Annotated in this window: 16 protein-coding genes and 1 other RNA gene; 5 read left to right on the top strand and 12 right to left on the bottom strand. The window is 73.4% G+C overall.

Annotation, left to right across the window (positions count from 1 at the left end; translation table 11 throughout):
* Positions 1-37 precede the first annotated feature (37 nt).
* Both HL189_RS02260 and HL189_RS02255 read left to right on the top strand, forming a co-directional pair.
* Complete coding sequence (locus tag HL189_RS02260) at positions 38-1,888, top strand: helix-turn-helix domain-containing protein (protein WP_369132076.1); 1,851 nt, start codon at positions 38-40, stop codon at positions 1,886-1,888.
* Positions 1,889-1,946: 58 nt separating this feature from the next.
* Positions 1,947-2,762: an alpha/beta fold hydrolase gene (locus HL189_RS02255; protein ID WP_369132075.1), complete on the top strand. Its 816-nt coding sequence runs from the start codon at positions 1,947-1,949 to the stop codon at positions 2,760-2,762.
* Between the two features lie 130 nt (positions 2,763-2,892).
* Here the strand turns inward: HL189_RS02255 and ssrA are convergent.
* The 3 genes from ssrA to HL189_RS02240 all read right to left on the bottom strand — a co-directional run bounded on the left by ssrA (position 2,893) and on the right by HL189_RS02240 (position 5,579).
* Positions 2,893-3,269, bottom strand: a transfer-messenger RNA (tmRNA) gene (gene ssrA, locus HL189_RS02250).
* 58 nt (positions 3,270-3,327) lie between these two features.
* Positions 3,328-4,464 (bottom strand): magnesium and cobalt transport protein CorA, encoded by a 1,137-nt coding sequence (locus tag HL189_RS02245; protein WP_369132074.1) that lies wholly within the window; start codon positions 4,462-4,464, stop codon positions 3,328-3,330.
* Between the two features lie 248 nt (positions 4,465-4,712).
* Entirely contained in the window at positions 4,713-5,579 is an 867-nt protein-coding gene (locus HL189_RS02240) for a hypothetical protein (RefSeq protein WP_369132073.1), read from the bottom strand.
* Between the two features lie 63 nt (positions 5,580-5,642).
* Here HL189_RS02240 and HL189_RS02235 point away from each other — a divergent pair, with 63 nt between their 5' ends.
* The gene (locus tag HL189_RS02235) at positions 5,643-6,458 is read left to right on the top strand and encodes an ArsR/SmtB family transcription factor (protein WP_369132072.1); all 816 of its coding nucleotides are present in this window, start codon (positions 5,643-5,645) and stop codon (positions 6,456-6,458) included.
* Between the two features lie 22 nt (positions 6,459-6,480).
* Here the strand turns inward: HL189_RS02235 and HL189_RS02230 are convergent, their stop codons facing one another.
* From HL189_RS02230 to prfB, 8 genes are all read right to left on the bottom strand, one after another.
* Positions 6,481-7,410, bottom strand: a complete 930-nt coding sequence (locus tag HL189_RS02230; RefSeq protein WP_369132071.1) for an FRG domain-containing protein — start codon at positions 7,408-7,410, stop codon at positions 6,481-6,483.
* A 70-nt stretch (positions 7,411-7,480) separates the two neighbouring features.
* The gene (locus HL189_RS02225; protein ID WP_369132070.1) at positions 7,481-8,470 is read right to left on the bottom strand and encodes a GNAT family N-acetyltransferase; all 990 of its coding nucleotides are present in this window, start codon (positions 8,468-8,470) and stop codon (positions 7,481-7,483) included.
* 11 nt (positions 8,471-8,481) lie between these two features.
* On the bottom strand, positions 8,482-9,378 hold the full coding sequence (locus HL189_RS02220; protein ID WP_369132069.1) for an amidohydrolase family protein: 897 nt from the start codon (positions 9,376-9,378) through the stop codon (positions 8,482-8,484).
* 80 nt (positions 9,379-9,458) lie between these two features.
* Positions 9,459-10,379 carry an NADP-dependent oxidoreductase gene (locus HL189_RS02215; RefSeq protein ID WP_369132068.1) on the bottom strand — a complete coding sequence of 307 codons (921 nt, stop codon included), beginning with the start codon at positions 10,377-10,379 and terminating at the stop codon, positions 9,459-9,461.
* Positions 10,376-10,852: an SsrA-binding protein SmpB gene (gene smpB / locus HL189_RS02210; protein ID WP_369132067.1), complete on the bottom strand. Its 477-nt coding sequence runs from the start codon at positions 10,850-10,852 to the stop codon at positions 10,376-10,378. The genes HL189_RS02215 and smpB overlap by 4 nt, the downstream gene beginning before the upstream one ends.
* A 148-nt stretch (positions 10,853-11,000) precedes the next feature.
* Entirely contained in the window at positions 11,001-11,885 is an 885-nt protein-coding gene (gene ftsX, locus HL189_RS02205; protein WP_369132066.1) for a permease-like cell division protein FtsX, read from the bottom strand.
* A 57-nt stretch (positions 11,886-11,942) separates the two neighbouring features.
* Positions 11,943-12,632 carry a cell division ATP-binding protein FtsE gene (ftsE, locus tag HL189_RS02200; protein WP_369132065.1) on the bottom strand — a complete coding sequence of 230 codons (690 nt, stop codon included), beginning with the start codon at positions 12,630-12,632 and terminating at the stop codon, positions 11,943-11,945.
* Between the two features lie 122 nt (positions 12,633-12,754).
* Entirely contained in the window at positions 12,755-13,867 is a 1,113-nt protein-coding gene (prfB, locus tag HL189_RS02195) for a peptide chain release factor 2 (RefSeq protein ID WP_369132064.1), read from the bottom strand.
* A gap of 45 nt (positions 13,868-13,912) precedes the next feature.
* On the opposite strand from prfB, the gene HL189_RS02190 reads away from it, so the two are divergent.
* Entirely contained in the window at positions 13,913-14,200 is a 288-nt protein-coding gene (locus HL189_RS02190) for a DUF6343 family protein (protein ID WP_369132063.1), read from the top strand.
* Positions 14,201-14,226: 26 nt separating this feature from the next.
* Here HL189_RS02190 and HL189_RS02185 read toward each other — a convergent pair whose 3' ends face one another.
* Positions 14,227-16,014 carry a putative bifunctional diguanylate cyclase/phosphodiesterase gene (locus HL189_RS02185; protein ID WP_369132062.1) on the bottom strand — a complete coding sequence of 596 codons (1,788 nt, stop codon included), beginning with the start codon at positions 16,012-16,014 and terminating at the stop codon, positions 14,227-14,229.
* A gap of 247 nt (positions 16,015-16,261) precedes the next feature.
* Here HL189_RS02185 and HL189_RS02180 point away from each other — a divergent pair, with 247 nt between their 5' ends.
* Positions 16,262-16,498, top strand: a complete 237-nt coding sequence (locus HL189_RS02180) for a hypothetical protein (protein WP_369132061.1) — start codon at positions 16,262-16,264, stop codon at positions 16,496-16,498.
* Positions 16,499-16,518 lie beyond the last annotated feature (20 nt).

Genomic DNA, 16,518 nt, shown 5'->3' with positions numbered 1-16,518 from the left:
ATGGTGCCGTGCACATGCCGAGGGGGTGGGGCGGACCATGTCTCCGACACGGGACGGCCGCGTGGCCGGCCGCCAGCGGGCGGCACTGCCCCGCCCGGCGGTCGCGGCCATGCGGACGTGGCTGATGGCCATCGACGAGCTGACGGCCGCCGTGAACAGCGCCACGCCGCTGGGCGTCCTGCTGGACAAGGTCGCCGTGACCGCCTGCCGGCTGCTCACCTACGAGTCCTGCGCGGTGCTGCTGGCGGACGACGACCGGGCCGCCCTGCGCATCCGGGGACACCACGGCCTGCAGGCCGAGTACGTGCAGCTCGTCAACGGCGACGCGCCCCTGCTGCTGTCCGGTGGCACCGACCTCAGCGACAGCCCCTCACGGCGGGCCTTCACCACCGACACCCCGGTCGTCGTGCCGGACGTCGCGTCCGACTCCACCTTCGGCCCCTGGCACCGCGCCGCGCTGGAGCAGGGCTACCGCGCGATGGCGGCACTGCCGCTGCGCAGCCGGGGCCAGGTCATCGGCACGGTGAACGTCTACAGCTCGACGCCGCACCAGCTGGACCCCGCCGGGCTCGAGCTCCTCCAGGTGCTGGCGAACCACGCCGGGATCGCGCTGGAGACCACGGCCCTGCTCGACCGGGACCGGGCGAGGGTGGCCGAGCTGACCCGGCTCACCGAGTTCCTCCAGCGGCAGACGACGCTGCTCCAGCGCGCGGACGAGATCCACCAGCGGCTGACCGTCGAGGCGATCAGCGGCGGCGTGCGCTCGATCGCCGAGGCGCTGGCCGCCCTCCTCGCCCGGCCGGTGGCGGTCGAGGACGCCGACGCCCGGCCGCTGGTCTCCGTGGCGCACGCCGGGCAGGAGGTGCCGCTCCCGCCGGTTGACCGGCGTTCCGGCCTGGACTGGGACGAGCGGGCCGTCCACAGCTCCGCGCCCGTCCTCGGCCCGGTCGTCTTCGAGGACCTGACCGTCACCGCCGTCACGCTGGACGAGGAGGTCGCCGGCCTGCTGTGGCTGCCCCGGGAACCGGAGTGGGGTGAGCTGGAGCGCCGGGCCGTCGAGCAGGCGGCTGTGGTGCTGGCGCTCGAGCTGGTGCGCCGGCGGGCGGCGGCCGAGGCCGTGTGGCGGGTCGGCGGCGATCTCGTCACAGACCTGATCAGCGGCGCCGGGCTCGACACCGACCATGCGCGGTACCTGGCCGAGCGCCTCGGTGCCGACCTGCGGCTGCCCCATGCCGTGCTCGTGCTGCGCCCCGAACGCCCCGACCCACGGCGGACCGCCCACGCCACCCGCGCCGTGTCGGCGGCGGCCCAGACCCGGCAGCGTCCCCGGCCACTGGCCACGTCCCGGGAGGGCGAGGTCGTCGTCCTGCTCCCCGACCCTCCGGACAGCACCCTGGCAGCGGTGGCCGAGCACCTGCGGGCGACGGCCGCTGCCTGCACCGGCGGGCTCCGCGCGGCGCTCAGTGCCCCGTGCACGGACCTTTGCGAGCTGCCGGGGGCGCTGCGGCTCAGCCGCGCGCTGCTCGACCTGACGCCGCCCGCCGCGGACGAGGGCGTGCTGACCCGGTCCTCCGCCGGCCTCGTCGGCCTGCTCCTCACCCAGGTCGACACCGGGCAGGTGGGCTCCTTCCTCGACCGCTGGCTGGCCCCGCTGCAGCGCTACGACGAGCGGCGGGGAACCGAGCTGGTCCGCACGCTGCGGACACATCTGGACCACGACCTCAACACGGCCGCCACGGCCCGGGCGCTGTTCGTGCACTCCAACACGGTGACGCTGCGGACCAGGCGGATCGAGGCGGTGCTGGACGTCAGCCTCGCCCGGGTGCAGGACCTGACCAGCCTCCGGACCGCACTGCTGATCGACGCGCTGAGACAGCGCCCGGCATAGCGCAGCGCGGCACCGCCGCGACCGGCGCGGGAGCTCGGGGTGGCGTTGAATCGGCCGGGTGGAGGGGCCGACACGTCGTCCGGGACTGCACGTGCACCGCGAGGGCAGCGGCCCGCCCCTGGTCCTGCTCCCCGGCCTGGGCACCACACTGGCGGAGTTCCAGGCGATCGTGCCGCACCTCGCGCGGCGCTACGACGTGCTCGCCGTCGACCTGCCCGGGCAGGGACGGTCCCCCGCCCTCCCCCCGTCGGTCCGGCCGGACATCGCAGCGCTGACCGACGCCGTGGAGCAGGAGCTCGATCAGCGTGGTGTCACCGTGCCGCACGTGCTCGGGGTCTCCCTCGGGGGCCGCGTCGGTCTCGAACTGGCCCGGCGGCAGCGAGCACGGTCGGTGGTCGCCATCTCGCCCACCGGGCCGCTGAGCCCGCCGGAGCGGGCGTTCCAGGCGGCCATGCTCGTGGGCGCACGGGCCGGGTTCAGCGCACTGGCACCGGCCGCCGACCCGCTGCTGCGGTGGACGGTCCCGCGCACGGCCGCACTCGTCCTCCTGCGGGCGAGGGGGTGGCACACGCCCGCAGGGGAGGCGGCAGCTCTGGTCCGCGGGTTCGCGGAGGCGCCGGACTTCTGGCGCCTCCTGCGCCACGCGATCGTGCCCGAGGCCACGATCGACTACCGGGGCATCGGCTGCCCGGTCCGCATCGCGCAGGGCAGCCACGACGTCCTCGCGCTCAGCCAGGCCGCGAGGCTGGCGGCCCTCATACCCGGCGCCCGGTTCCACCTGCTCCCCTTCGCCGGCCACAGCGCCATCGCCGACGTACCGCAGCGGGTGATCGGCCTCGTGGACGACGCCGCGGACGCTGCCGGTCACCCATGACAGGTCCACGACGCGTCGACCGTCCGGCAGCGGTGACGCCATGGACGACGAGAGCCGGGACCACCGCTGTCCGCGGTGGCCCCGGCTCTCGTCGACCAGGTCCCGGCATCCCGCCAGGACCTTCGGGGGTTGGTGGAGGCGGCGGGAATCGAACCCGCGTCCTACGACGCATCACCAGGGCTTCTCCGAGCGCAGTCCGCTCTGTCTCTGCTCGGCCCCACCGATCCCACGAACGAGTCGGTGTGACGGGCCCAGTCACTGTTTGGTGTCCTGCACGTACCCGTGACCGGCACGTGCAGTGAGTCATCTAGCTGATGCCAGGATCCGGGCCGATGACGAACCCGGGCTGACAGACCCGCCTACGCTGCTATCAGGCAGCGAGGGCGAAGTCGCGCTGACTGGAGTCGGCGCTTGTGTTGTTTGCAACGCGTGGTTAACGAGCTCATCGTTGCCTTCCTCGGCTCGCTTCCCCTGGTCACCCGACCGCAGTCGAGACCAATCGCCCCCCTGTGTAGTTGTGCGCCCAGTCTAACCGGCCCCGCCACCTGGTTGTTCCCCGCCGCCCCTAGATCCAGTCGCGGCGCCTGAACACCAGGTACAGCACGATGCTGACCGCCAGCATCGCCACCAGCGCGGCCGGGTAGCCCAGCTGCCAGTGCAGCTCGGGCATGTGGTCGAAGTTCATGCCGTACACGGTGCCGACCAGCGTCGGGGCGAACAGGATGGCCGCCCACGCGGAGATCTTCTTGACCTCCTCGCCCTGGGCGATGCTCGCCTCGGTGAGCTCGCGGATCTCGTCGTTCTGCCGTTGCGCCACCAGCGTCGCGTTCACGGTGAGGATGTCGCGCAGCTGCAGCCGGAAGCCCTCCACCCGCTCGTTGACCTGGGTGACGTGGTCGGCGACGTCCCGCAGGTAGCTCTGCAGGTCCTCCCCGACGCCGTACTTGTCGAACCCGGCGGTGATCGCGGCGAGGATCCCGGTCAGCGGCTGCGCGGCCCGCTGGAAGTCCACGACCTCCTGGGACAGCTCGTAGATGCGCCGGGACACCTGCGGGTCACCGCGGAAGACCTCGACCTCGATCTCGTCGATGTCGTTCTCCAGGCCGGCGACGACCGGGGCGTACCCGTCGACGACGGCGTCCAGGATGGCGTAGAGCACCGCCTCGCTCCCCCGGGCCAGCAGCTCCGGGTCGCTCTCCAGCCGGCGGCGCACCCGGGAGAGGTCCGGCGACTCGCTGTGCCGCACGGTGATGACGAAGTCCTTGCCGAGGAACAGGTGCAGCTCGCCGAAGTCGACCTCCTCCACGGCGTCGAGGTACCGGGCGGCCTTGAGGACGACGAACAGCGTGTCGCCGTACCGCTCGAACTTCGGCCGCTGGTGGGCCTTGATCGCGTCCTCGACGGCGAGCTCGGGCAGGCCGTACTGCTCGGCCAGCTCGCCCAGCTCGCCGGGCTCGGGCCGGTACAGGCCCAGCCACACCATCCGGTCGTCGAACCCCTCGGTCAGCCACTCGTGGCTCTCGGCCGGCGACGCGGGGGTCGCGATCCGCCGTCCGGCCGCGTAGACGGCGTTGTCGACCAGCCGCGACCGGGGTGCCGGCTCGGGCGCGACCTCGGGCAGCCGGGGCACGAGCACCGGACGGGGACGGCGGGTCAGGGTGGACAGTGCGGCACGGGGCGTGCTGCGGCGGCGGTCGGTCACGACGGACTCCCGGGGGACGCAGGGGTGGGGACGTCGAGGAGGTCCCCGCACGCAGCACCCCGACCGGGTCGGACGTCGACCGGGGCGTCAGCGGGAGGGGACCTCGGGACTGCAACTGGGGGGCTCGGCGCGCATCGTCCCGGTCACCTCCCGACGTCCCTGGGCTCCGTCCGTTCCGCGGGCCGTCGACCATCGTGGCACGCCGGGGGACGACGGCGCACGCCCGCTCCCCCGCACGGGCGGGTGGGTCAGCGGCCGGCGAGCAGCCCGGCCGGGAAGGCGCCGTTCGCGAGCACGCGGCCGGTCAGCACGCGGGCGAGCTCGCCGACCCGCTCGGCGCGCTCCGCGCCCAGGGCGGCGAAGGGCGCCGCGGACAGCTCGTCGGTCTCCCGCTCGACCGCCGTCCGCAGCCGGACGCCGTCCTCGGTCAGCGCACCGTCGGCGACCAGCCCCCGCCAGGTCAGCGCGGCGGTCGCCGCGTCCCACTCCTCGTCGGACCAGCCGCGGCTGGCCTGGGCCGCCGGCCGGGTGAAGCCGCGCCCGGTGATCGTGTGGGTGACCAGCGCCTCGAGTCCGGAGAGCCCGGACCGCAGCAGCGCGGCGACGTGGCCGTCGCCGCGGTGCTCCCGCAGCAGGCTGACCCCGTGCCACAGCTGCAGCACCGGGTCGGCCGGCCAGGGCAGGTCGGCGTGCGCCGCGTACAGCGGGCGCCCCTCCGGGGTCAGCGCCGCGCATGCCTCCTGCAGCAGGTCGGCGAGCTCCGCCGTCTCCGGCGCCACGCCGTCGCCGAGCAGCCGGGTCAGCGACGCCCGCGCGGCCGCGTGCCGCGCGTCGAGCACCTGCTCGGGCGCGGCAAGGGTCCACGCGCACGGGATGTGCCGGGCCACCACCTCGGGCGCGAAGTTGTAGAAGGTCGCCGTCACGACGCCGGGACCCACCGCGCCCATCGCGGCGGCCCGGCCGGCGAAGTACGCCATCCGCCCGGGCCGCAGGCCGGCCGCCGTCAGCCGCTCCTCCAGCTCGGGAGCGAAGTAGACGTGCGAGTGCAGCGGCTCCAGGCGCCGGTGCGCGCGGCTGACCAGCCGCAGGTCGGGGAACGGCTGGGCGCTGGTCACCCGGCGACCGTAACGGTCTCGGACCTCTTGCATCATGCAGGTGAATACCTGCATGATGACGCCGTGCCCGAGAACCTCAGCGCGGTGTTCAAGGCACTGGCCGACCCGACCCGACGTCAGCTGCTCGACCGGCTGCACGAGCGGAACGGCCAGACCCTCGGCGAGCTCTGCGGCTCTCTGGCCATGGCCCGGCAGTCGGCGTCCCAGCACCTCGGCGTCCTGGAGGCGGCGAACCTGGTCACCACCGTCTGGCAGGGCCGGGAGAAGTTGCACTACCTGAACCCCGTGCCGCTGCACGAGGTCCAGGAGCGGTGGATCGACAAGTTCGAGACCCCCCGGCTGCGCGTCCTCAGCGCCGTCCGGCACACAGCAGAGGAGCAGCACATGACCACCCCGCCCACGTACGTCTACGTCACCTACGTCCGGGCCACGCCCGACCAGGTCTGGGAGGCCCTGACCAGTGCGGACCTCACCGCCCGGTACTGGGGGCACCGCAACGAGTCGGACTGGCAGCCCGGCTCGACCTGGCAGCACGTGCGCACCGACGGCTCCGGCATCGCCGACGTCACCGGCACCGTCCTGGAGGCGCAGCGCCCGGAGCGTCTCGTGCTCACGTTCCCGGGGTCGGACGAGCAACGCGAGGGGAGCCCGTCACGGGTGACCTTCACGGTCGAGCGCCACCAGGACATCGTCCGGCTCACCGTCGTGCACGAGGACCTGCCGACGGAGGCCGACCGGGCGGCCGTGGCCGCCGGCTGGCCCGCCGTCCTCGCCAACCTGAAGTCGCTCCTCGAGACCGGGGACGTCCTCCCCCAGGCGCCCTGGGAGATGCACGCCGAGCTGCGGGAGGCGCAGATGGCCGGCAACGACCCGGCCTGAGACCAGCGGGCGGTCCCGCACGTCAGGCGCCGAGGGCGTCGGTGTCCTCGGAGGCCGGGACGGCGTCGGGCAGCGGGTGGAGGGCCACCTCGCCGTCCCGGAGGGCCTCGCGGAAGCCGGCGACGTCGGGGTACACCGTGCTGCGCCGACGGTTGAGCGCGGCCAGGTGCTCCTTGACCTTCTTCTTGATGCGGGCCGGGATCACCACCGCGCAGAACGGCACCCGGGCCGGCCGGCCGGCTCCCCGCTCCTCCGGGGCGAACAGGCCGGCGAGCCGCGCCGGGCCGGGAGGCTCCCCGGCCGGCAGGGGCATCCCGTCGACGCCGGGCAACGCAGGCCCCAGCGGCACCGCGGCCGACAGGAACAGACCCTCCTGCGCCCGCAGCCGGGCGGTGGGCACGGTCGGCCGGACGAGGAAGGGTGCGGCCCTCCTCGCCGAGACGGCCAGGGCGTGCCGCAGCGACCAGTCGAGCGGGTCCGACGGGAGCCCGGCGGTGTCGTAGGTCGGCACGTCGGTGACGTCGAAGGCGAACAGCACACCTGCCTCGTCGCCGCTCTCGCAGGCGAACCACAGCGCGGTCATCGGGTTGTGCGTGACGTCCAGCAGGCGGGTCGGCACGCCGTGCTGCTGCAGGTGGGCGAGCAGGTGCAGGTCCGACGCCGGCGGCCCCAGCTCCCGCGCCACCCCCCACTCCCGGGCCTCGCGCAGGACGGCGAGCTCACGCCGACGCAGCTCCAGCTCGGTGGGCAGCGGCTCGGTCTCGTCGATGACCAGGTCGCGCAGCAAGGACGACCGCAGCCGGTGGGAGCGGTCGCTGCTCCCCCGCCACACGTACCGCCGGCCGGCGGAGAGCGAGACGATCCGGTTGACGGCCCGGAAGGCCTGGTCCTGGGTCTTGACGCCGTACCCCCAGCCACTGGTGGTCCAGCGGGGGTCGGCCTGGTCGTCCACGGTGTGGGAGCCCTCCTCTCCGGCAGAACGCGGGCGGGGCGAGTGTGCCGTCGGGTACCGACAGGACGACTCAGGACGACGGCGGCAGCTCCCGCACCCAGGAGACCTGCGTGCGCTGGGTGGCGAAGCCGAGCCCCTCGTACAGGCCGACCGCGCCGCTGCCGTTCTCGCTGTCGACCTGCAGGGCGGCGACGGAGCAGTCGTGCTCGGCGGCCAGCCGAAGCGCCTCCGCGATCGTCGCCTTCGCCAGGCCCCGTCCCCGCGCGCGCGGCAGCACGCCGATCTGGCCGAGGTAGGTCTCCCGCTCGCCGGTCGCCTGGAAGCCCGCCTCCGACACGTAGGCGAGCGTGTACCCGACGACGGCGTCGTCCTCGAGTGCGAGCACCGAGACGTCCGCCCGGAAGGTGTGCTGCCCGGTGAACAGCACCTGCCAGGAGGCGGCGTCCCGCTCGCTGGAGCCGTAGTGGTCGGCGAAGGCCGCGTTGTGGGCGCGGCGCACCTCGTCGTCCCGGTCGAAGGTGAACGGCACGAGCCGGACGCCGGGCACCGCCGGCGGCGCGGGCAGGCCGGTCAGCGCCCGGGACATGTGGGAGAACCAGCGCCGCGGGGTCAGGCCGGCGCGGCGCACCAGCGCCTCGGCCGTCGGCATCGAGCTGAACACCGAGACGGTCAGCCGGGCGGGCGCCTCCGGGTGCCGCTCGGCGTGCACCTGCGCCCCGCGCTCGAGCTGCCACGCCAGCAGGGCACGGCCGATCCCCCGGCCCCGCCACCCCGGGTGCACGCACCCCTCCAGGTGCACGGTGAAGGCGTCGCGGAAGGTCGGCGGCGCGTCCACGACCGCGACGGCCACCACCTCGCCGTCCGCGGTCCGCACCAGCCGGCTGTCCCGCGGCAGGTCGACCAGGTCGTTGACCCACCAGCCCGCGAGCTCCTCGGCGCTCATGTGCTCGCCGGTGTCGTCGACCAGCTCGGCGGCCGCCAGCAGGTCCGCGGCGGCCGCCATGTCGTCGGGTGTCAGCGGCCGGGCGGCGAGCCCTGCGGGGAGGGCGAGTTCGGGCACGGCACCGGACCCTACGGCCGGGCCGTCAGCCCGAACAGGCGCGCCCCGTTCCCCCAGACGACCGCGCGCAGCCAGTCCTCCCCCAGCCCCAGCCGCTGCAGCGCGGCCAGCTGGTGCCAGTACGGGTACGGGATGGCCGGGAAGTCGCTGCCCAGCACGACCTTGTCCTGGAGCGCGCCCAGCTGCGGCAGCAGCGACCGGTCGAAGGGCATGAGCTGCTCGGTGAAGTCGGTGGCGAACATCGTGGTGTCCAGGTGCACGCGCTCGTACCGCTCGGCGAGGTCGAGGAAGGCGGCGTACTCGGGCATGCCGAGGTGGGCGATCACCAGCCGCAGCCGCGGGAAGCGCTCCAGCAGGCCGCTCATCGGCTCCGGCCCGGTGTGCACCCCGGCCAGCGGCCCCGACCCGCAGTGGGTCACCACCGGCGTCCCGGTCTCCTCCAGCTGCGCCCACACCGCGTCGAGCAGCGGGTCCCGCGGGTCGAACCGGCCCACCTGCACGTGCACCTTGAACACCCGGGCGCCGGCGTCCAGCGCCGCGGCCACGTAGGCCGGCGCCTCCGGCTCCGGGAAGAAGGTCGCGGACTGCAGCACCTGCGGGTGCGCCGCGGCGAAGGCCGCCGCCTCGTCGTTGAGCCAGGGGGCCATGCCGGGCTTGTGCGGGTACGGCAGCGTCGGGAACGCCCGGACGCCGAGCCGGTCGAGGACGGCGAGCCGCTCGTCCACCGGCAGCGCGTAGGTGACCGGCCACGGCCGGCCGTAGTTCCGCTCGCCGTCGGCGAAGTACCGCCACACCTTCGCCTGCACCCGCTCGGGGAGGAAGTGCACGTGCGCGTCGACCAGCCCGGGCACGCCCAGTTCCCGCCACCAGCGCGGGACGTCGCCGTCCGAGACCGGCGGTCGGAGCACGGCGTCGTCGGTTCGGCTCCGCCCCCGCTCCGCTCCCCGGCCCCCGGCGCTCCCTGCGGTGCTCACGGGGACGTCGGCCTTCACAGGGTGACGACGACCTTGCCGCGGACGTGCCCGCCGGCCACCAGCTCCTGCGCCTGCGCGGTCTGCGCCAGCGGGAAGGCCTTCGCGATCACGACCCGCAGCTGGCCGGCGTCGGCCATCCGCGCCAGCTCCTCGAGGTCGTGCCGCTCTGGCCGCACGAACACGTACCGCCCGCCCATCTCGTTGACCACCGGGTCGACGATGCTGGCGATCCGGGCGACGTCCCGGACCTGCTTCGGCGCGTCGGCGAGCGCCGGGCCACCGATGAGGTCCAGGACGGCGTCCACCGGCTCGGACAGCTGCTCGCTGATCGGCCCGGCGGAGTAGTCGAGCACCTCGGCGGCCCCGGCGTCGGCCAGGAAGGCGTGGTTGCGCGGGCTCGCCGTGCCGATGACGTGCGCACCGAGCGCGGCGGCGATCTGCACGGCGAAGAACCCGACGCCGCCGGCGGCACGGTGCACCAGCACGCGGTCCCCCTCGCCCACGGCCAGCGCCTCGGTCAGCGCCTGGTAGGCGGTCAACCCGGCCAGCGGCACGGCACCGGCCTCGGTGAACGACAGCGAGGAGGGCTTGTGCGCGAGGCAGCGCTGCGGTGCGGGAACCAGCTCGGCCGCCGTCCCCCACTGGACGTCGTCCCGGCGCAGGTAGCCGAACACCTCGTCGCCGGGCGCGAAGTCGACGACGGCCGGCCCGACCGCCTCCACCACGCCGGCCAGGTCCCAGCCGGGGACGATCGGGAAGTGGTGCGGATAGGCGCCGGCCAGGTACCCGGCGCGGATCGCCATGTCGACCGGGTTGACCCCGGCGGCACGGCTGCGCACGAGCACGGTGTCCGGGCCGACCGGCGGCTCGGGCAGGTCGTCCCGCAGCTCCAGGACGTCGGCGTCCCCGAACCGATCGAAGGCGATCCCCTTCACCGGCGTCCCTTCACGTAGCGGCCGAAGGCCCGCTCCATCTCCCGGCGCGAGTCGCGCTCGGCGAGGTCCTGCCGCTTGTCGTAGGTCTTCTTGCCCCGCGCCAGCGCCAGCGTCGCCTTGACCTTGCCGTCCTTGAAGTACAGGTCCAGCGGGACGAGCGTGAGCCCGCCCTCCTTGGTCTTGCCGATCAGCTTCTCGATCTCGGCGCGGTGCATGAGGATCTTGCGCTTGCGGCGCGGCGCGTGGTTGGTCCAGGTGCCCTCGGTGTACTCGGGGATGTGCACGTGCTGCAGCCACACCTCACCGTCGTCGACGGTGGCGAACCCGTCGACGAGCGAGGCGCGCCCGGCACGCAGGCTCTTCACCTCGGTGCCGGTGAGCACCAGGCCCACCTCGTAGGTGTCGAGGATCGAGTAGTCGTGCCGCGCCTTCTTGTTCTGGGCGATGAGCTTGCGCCCGGTCTCACGCGGCATGTCCCCAGGTTACCGGCCACCGCGCTGGGCGCCTGCCGCCGCTCCCACCCCGGCGATCATGGGGTTCGGGGCGCGACGCACCCCGGGACGGCGGCGCGCCGCGTCCCGAACTCCATGATCGCGGTCGGGCTGGCAGCAGGGCCCGGGCCTACAGCCGGACGTAGAGGCGCAGCGTCACGGCCGCGGCGATCGAGGCCAGCCCGATGCCGACCGCGGCGATGACCGGGCTGATCGCGATGATCGCCGACCAGTCGACCGGCGGGATGATCCCCGCCTTGATGGGTCCGGCCAGGGTCTTGTCGACGAAGAGCACCTTGGTGAGCACCAGGCCGCCGATGGCCAGCCCGGCACCGATCAGGCCGGCGACCGCGGCCTCGAGGATGAAGGGCAGCTGGGTGTACCAGCGGGAGGCGCCGACCAGCCGCATGATGTTGGTCTCGTTGCGCCGGTTGAACGCCGCGAGCTGGATCGTGTTCGAGATCAGCAGCAACGCGGCCAGTGCCTGCACGACGGCCACCGCGATGGTCGCGTTGCGGGCGCCGTTCAGCAGGCTGAACAACCGGTCGAGGAAGTCACCCTCGTCGCGGACGTCCTCGACGCCGTTCTGCCCGACCGGGAACTGCTCGGCGATGACCTCGTACCGCTCGGGGTTCACCAGCTCGACCCGGAAGCTCTCGGGCAGTGCGTCCTCGGGGGTGTTGGCGATCAGCGCCGGCTGCTCCTGGAACTGCTGCTTGAACCGCTCGTACGCCTCGGCCTTGGACTCGTAGATGTAGTCCCGGACCTCGCCGGACCCCTCCAGCTGCGCGGCGATGGCGTCGCGCTGCGGGTCGGTGACCTCGTCGGCGAGGTAGATCGAGACCTGCACCTTGTCGTAGTAGATGTCCCGCATCTCGCCGATCATGTTGGCGATCAGCAGGCCGGTGCCCATGAGCCCCAGCGAGATGCCGGTCGTCAGGATCATCGCGACCGTCATGGTCAGGTTCCGGCGCAGCCCGGCGGCCACCTCGGAGAGGACGAAGTTGACGCGCATCAGATCCCTGTCGTGTGGTGCAGCGTGCGGCGGGCGGTCATCTCGGCGGCCCGCATCTCAGCGGCCCACGCCGTAGACGCCCCGGGACTGGTCGCGGCTGAGGATGCCGTCGTTCAGCTCGATCACGCGGCGCCGCATGGAGTCGACGATGTGGTAGTCGTGCGTGGCCATCACCACGGTGGTGCCGGTGCGGTTGATCCGCTCCAGCAGCAGCATGATGTCCTGGCTGGTCTCGGGGTCGAGGTTGCCGGTGGGCTCGTCGGCGAGCAACACCAGCGGCCGGTTCACGAACGCGCGGGCGATGGCCACCCGCTGCTGCTCACCACCGGACAGCTCGCTGGGCAGGCGGTTCTCCTTGCCCTCCAGGCCGACCATCTCCAGCACCTCGGGGACCACCCGCTTGATGGTGCGCTGCGGCTTGTTGATCACCTCGAGGGCGAACGCCACGTTCTCGGCGACGGTCTTGTTGCGCAGCAGGCGGAAGTCCTGGAAGACGCAGCCCATGGTGCGGCGCAGCTTGGGCACCTGCCACTTGCTCATCGTGGTCAGGTTCTTGCCGTTGACCAGGACGGTGCCCTTGGTCGGGTTGTCCTCCTTCAGCAGCAGCCGGAGGAACGTGGACTTGCCCGAACCCGAGGAGCCGATGAGGAAGACGAACTCGCCCTTGTCGATCTGCATGGAGACGTCATCGAGAGCCGGCCGGGGAGAGGTCGGGTAGATCTTGGTGACGTGTTGCAATTCGATCACGGGGTGCCACGGTACCTGTCGCGAGCCGCGGCACCGGCGCTCCGCACGGCGCGCCACGCAACAGGAGCACCATGCTGCCCGCCCGACCCGCGAGCCCGTCGCGGGCCCCGCCCGGGGCCGGGTCAGCTCCCGTCGGCGGTCTCCTGCTGGCGCCGCCAGCGGATGCCGGACTCGATGAACGAGTCGATGTCCCCGTCGAGCACCGCGGTGGTGTTGCCGGTCTCCGTCTCGGTCCGCAGGTCCTTGACCATCTGGTACGGGTGCAGCACGTAGGAGCGCATCTGGTTGCCCCAGCTGCTGCCCTCCCCCTTCAGCGCGTCCATCTCGGCGCGCTGCTCCTCCTGCCGCTTGACCAGCAGCCGGGCCTGGAGCACGCGCAGTGCGGCCGCTCGGTTCTGGATCTGGCTCTTCTCGTTCTGGCAGGAGACGACGATGCCGGTGGGCAGGTGGGTGATCCGGACGGCGGAGTCGGTCGTGTTGACGCTCTGCCCGCCGGGGCCCGAGGACCGGAAGACGTCGATCCGGATCTCGTTCTCCGGGATGTCCACGTGGTCGGTCTGCTCGACGACGGGCAGCACCTCGACGCCGGCGAAGGAGGTCTGCCGGCGGCCCTGGTTGTCGAAGGGCGAGATGCGCACCAGCCGGTGGGTGCCCTGCTCGACCGAGAGGGTGCCGTACGCGTAGGGCTGCTTGACCGCGAACGTGGCCGACTTGATCCCGGCCTCCTCGGCGTAGGAGACGTCGTAGACCTCGACCGGGTACTTGTGCCGCTCGGCGTACCGCAGGTACATGCGCATCAGCATCTCGGCGAAGTCGGCGGCGTCCACGCCCCCGGCCTCGGACCGGATGGTGACCAGCGCCTCCCGGGAGTCGTACTCGCCGGAGAGCAGGGTGCGGACCTCGAGCTCGTCGATCGCCGTGCGCAGGTTGGCCAGCTCCCGCTCCGCCTCGGCCAGGGTCGCCTCGTCGCCCTCCTCGACGGCCATCTCGTGCAGCAGGCCGACGTCGTCCAGGCGGCTGCGCAGGTCCTCCACCCGGCGCAGGTCGCCCTGCAGGTAGGACAGCTTGGAGGTCAGCGCCTGGGCGGCCTCGACGTCGTTCCACAGGTCCGGGGCGGCGGCCTGCTCCTCCAGCTCGGCGACCTGCTTGCGGAGGTCGTCGACGCGCAGCACCGCCTCGATCGACGTCAAGGTCGTGTCGAGTTCGCCCAGGACGACGGAGAAGTCAGCTGCCACTCGATCCAGGGTAGTGCGCCCGTCGGGTGAGTACCCTAGAGGAGCATGAGCGAGCCCTCAGGACGGCGCTCCCGGGCCGGTTACGAGCGCGGCCTCCCCGACCACCACGACCCGACCGCGGGCATCGGCGGCGCCCGGCCCGCGCAGAGCGCACTCACCCTGCGCCTGGTGCTGGCGGCCTTCGGGGTGGTGGTGTGCGTGGCCGGCGGGATCCTGGTGCGGGCCGCGGGTGCCCCGACGTGGTTCGCCGTCGTCCTGTTCGTGCTGGCCGCCGTCGCGGTGGTCGACCTGGTCGTGGTCGCCCGCCGCAAGATGCGCGGCGAGCCGGGCTGACCGGGCGAGCCGGCCCGGTGTCCGGGTCAGGCCCGCAGCAGGTCGTCGGCCGGGGCGGCCGCGGGCTGGGTGCCTGCCAGCCGGCGCTCCTGCAGCCACGTGACGAACTCCTCGGCCGGCATCGGCCGTCCGATGTGGAAGCCCTGCGCGTGGTTGCAGCCGAGCTCGGCGACCAGCTCCAGCTGCTCGGCGGTCTCCACGCCCTCGGCCAGGCTGCGCATGCCGCAGGCCCGGGCCAGTCCGACGACGGCAGCGATGGCCGCCGCCGCCTCGCTGCGCCGGGTGGCCGTGTGGGCGATGAGGCTCCGGTCGAGCTTGAGCCCGCCCGCGGGGATGGACACCAGCTGGCCGAGCGAGGAGAACCCGCTGCCGAAGTCGTCGATGGACACCTCGACGCCCGCCACGCGCAGCTGCGCGAACTGGGCCGCGGCCCGCAGGGGGTCCTCCGCGACGCTGGTCTCGGTGAGCTCGAGGACCAGCCGCTCGGGCGCCAGGCCGGCGGCGGTCAGCGCGTCGTGGACGTCGGCGACCAGCGTGCCGGTGCCGAAGTGCGCGGCGCTGATGTTGACCCCGACGACGAGCGGCATCCCGGCCCGTTCCCAGGCGGCCGCCTGCCGGGCCGCCTCACCCAGCACCCAGCGGGTGAGCGGCACGATCATGCCGTGGTGCTCGGCCAGCGGCAGGAAGTCCGCCGGCTGCAGCGTGCCGCGGACGGGGTGGTGCCAGCGGACGAGCGCCTCCGCGCCGTAGATCCCGCCGCCGGGCAGCGAGATCACCGGCTGGTAGTGCAGGACGAGCTGACCGGCCTCGATCGCGTTCCGCAGCTCGCCGCCGACGAGCACCTTCTGCTCGACCGCCTGGCGCAGCTCCGGGCTGAACACCCGCACCCGGTCGCGGCCGGCAGCCTTGGCGGCGTACATCGCCAGGTCGGCGTCGCGCACGAGGTCGGTGGAGCGCACCTGCCCGGCGTCCGCGGTGGCCACGCCGATGCTGGCGCTGAGGCCGGTGACCCGCTTGCCGTCGAGGTCGAACGGCTCGTCGAACGTCGACTGGAACCGCTCGGCCAGCCGCAGCGCCCCGTCGACGTCGCAGTCGCGGCACAGGACGACGAACTCGTCACCGCCGAGACGGCCCACGGTGTCCTCCGAGCGGGTGCGCCTGCTCAACCGCCGCGCCAGCTCGCGGAGCAACTGGTCGCCCATCTCGTGGCCCAGGGTGTCGTTGACGTCCTTGAAGCCGTCGACGTCCATGAACAGCACGCTGACCGGTCCGCGGTCGGGCCGCAGCAGCTCCGCGGAGATGAGCTCGTGCAGGTGGGCCCGGTTGGGCAGGTCGGTGAGGTGGTCGTGCCGGGCCTGCCAGGCGGAGGTCTGCTCGGCCTGCACCCGGGAGGTGATGTCGGTGTGGGTGACGACGACCTGGCCGGCCTGGTCGACCCGGGATGCCTGCAGGTGGTACCAGCGGGGGCCGTTCCGGTGCGGCAGGGCGTAGTCGAAGGTGACCGTCCCGCGCTCGCCGCGGCCGAGTTCCTGCAGCTGCTGGATGAGGATCCGGGTGCGCAGGTCGTCGCGCATCGAGAGGGCCATCGCGTGGTAGTCGTCGCCGACCCCCACCTGCAGCCGTGGGTCCTCGAGGAAGTCGGTCGCCACCGTCCAGGCGGTGTTCGCCAGCAGGATCCGGCCGTCGGCGTCCAGCAGGACCGTCGGGGAGGGCAGCGCGTCGAGGACGGCCTCGACGAGGACGGCGTGGCTGCCCGCTGACCCGCTGTGGCGTACGTCCAGCGGCAGTTCCGGCCGACCGGGTCGTTCTGCCACGTCCACCTCCGCCCGCCCGGCGACACGCCGGGCGCCGTCCCCGCGACCAGTCCATTGTCACCATCGACACCTGCCGCCGCAGCCTGCAGGACGCCACGCCGGGTCGCCCGGGAAGAGTGACGATCCGCACGCCGCCCCGGCGCAGGTCCGGGCGCGTCGTCACCGGCTGTCGGCGTGTCGTGCGTACGGCGTGTCACGACGTCCCCCGGGGGTGTGAACCCGCGGACGGCCCGGGTAGGGCTGCGGCATGGACGGACCGACGACGATCGAGCTCGGTGGCGAGGAGTACCAGGTCCGGCGGGAGGGGAGCACCCTGCGGCTGGGGCGCCAGGTGGGGGGCGAGACGGTCTGGCTCGACGAGATCGAGGTGGGCCTGCTGCCCGGCCCGGCCCGCGAGGCGCTCGACCGCGGCGAGCACGCCGACCAGGCCCTCCAGACGGCGCTGCTCGGGGTCGTCGACGCCGAGGTGAAGCGCGGGGGCTGACGGCGGGGCCCTGACCGGGC

Origin of the sequence: Modestobacter sp. I12A-02662 (assembly GCF_041028325.1) — a bacterium.
Lineage (GTDB): Bacteria > Actinomycetota > Actinomycetes > Mycobacteriales > Geodermatophilaceae > Modestobacter.
Note: the sequence above shows the minus strand (reverse complement) of the source record. Positions and strands in the feature narration are given on the sequence as shown.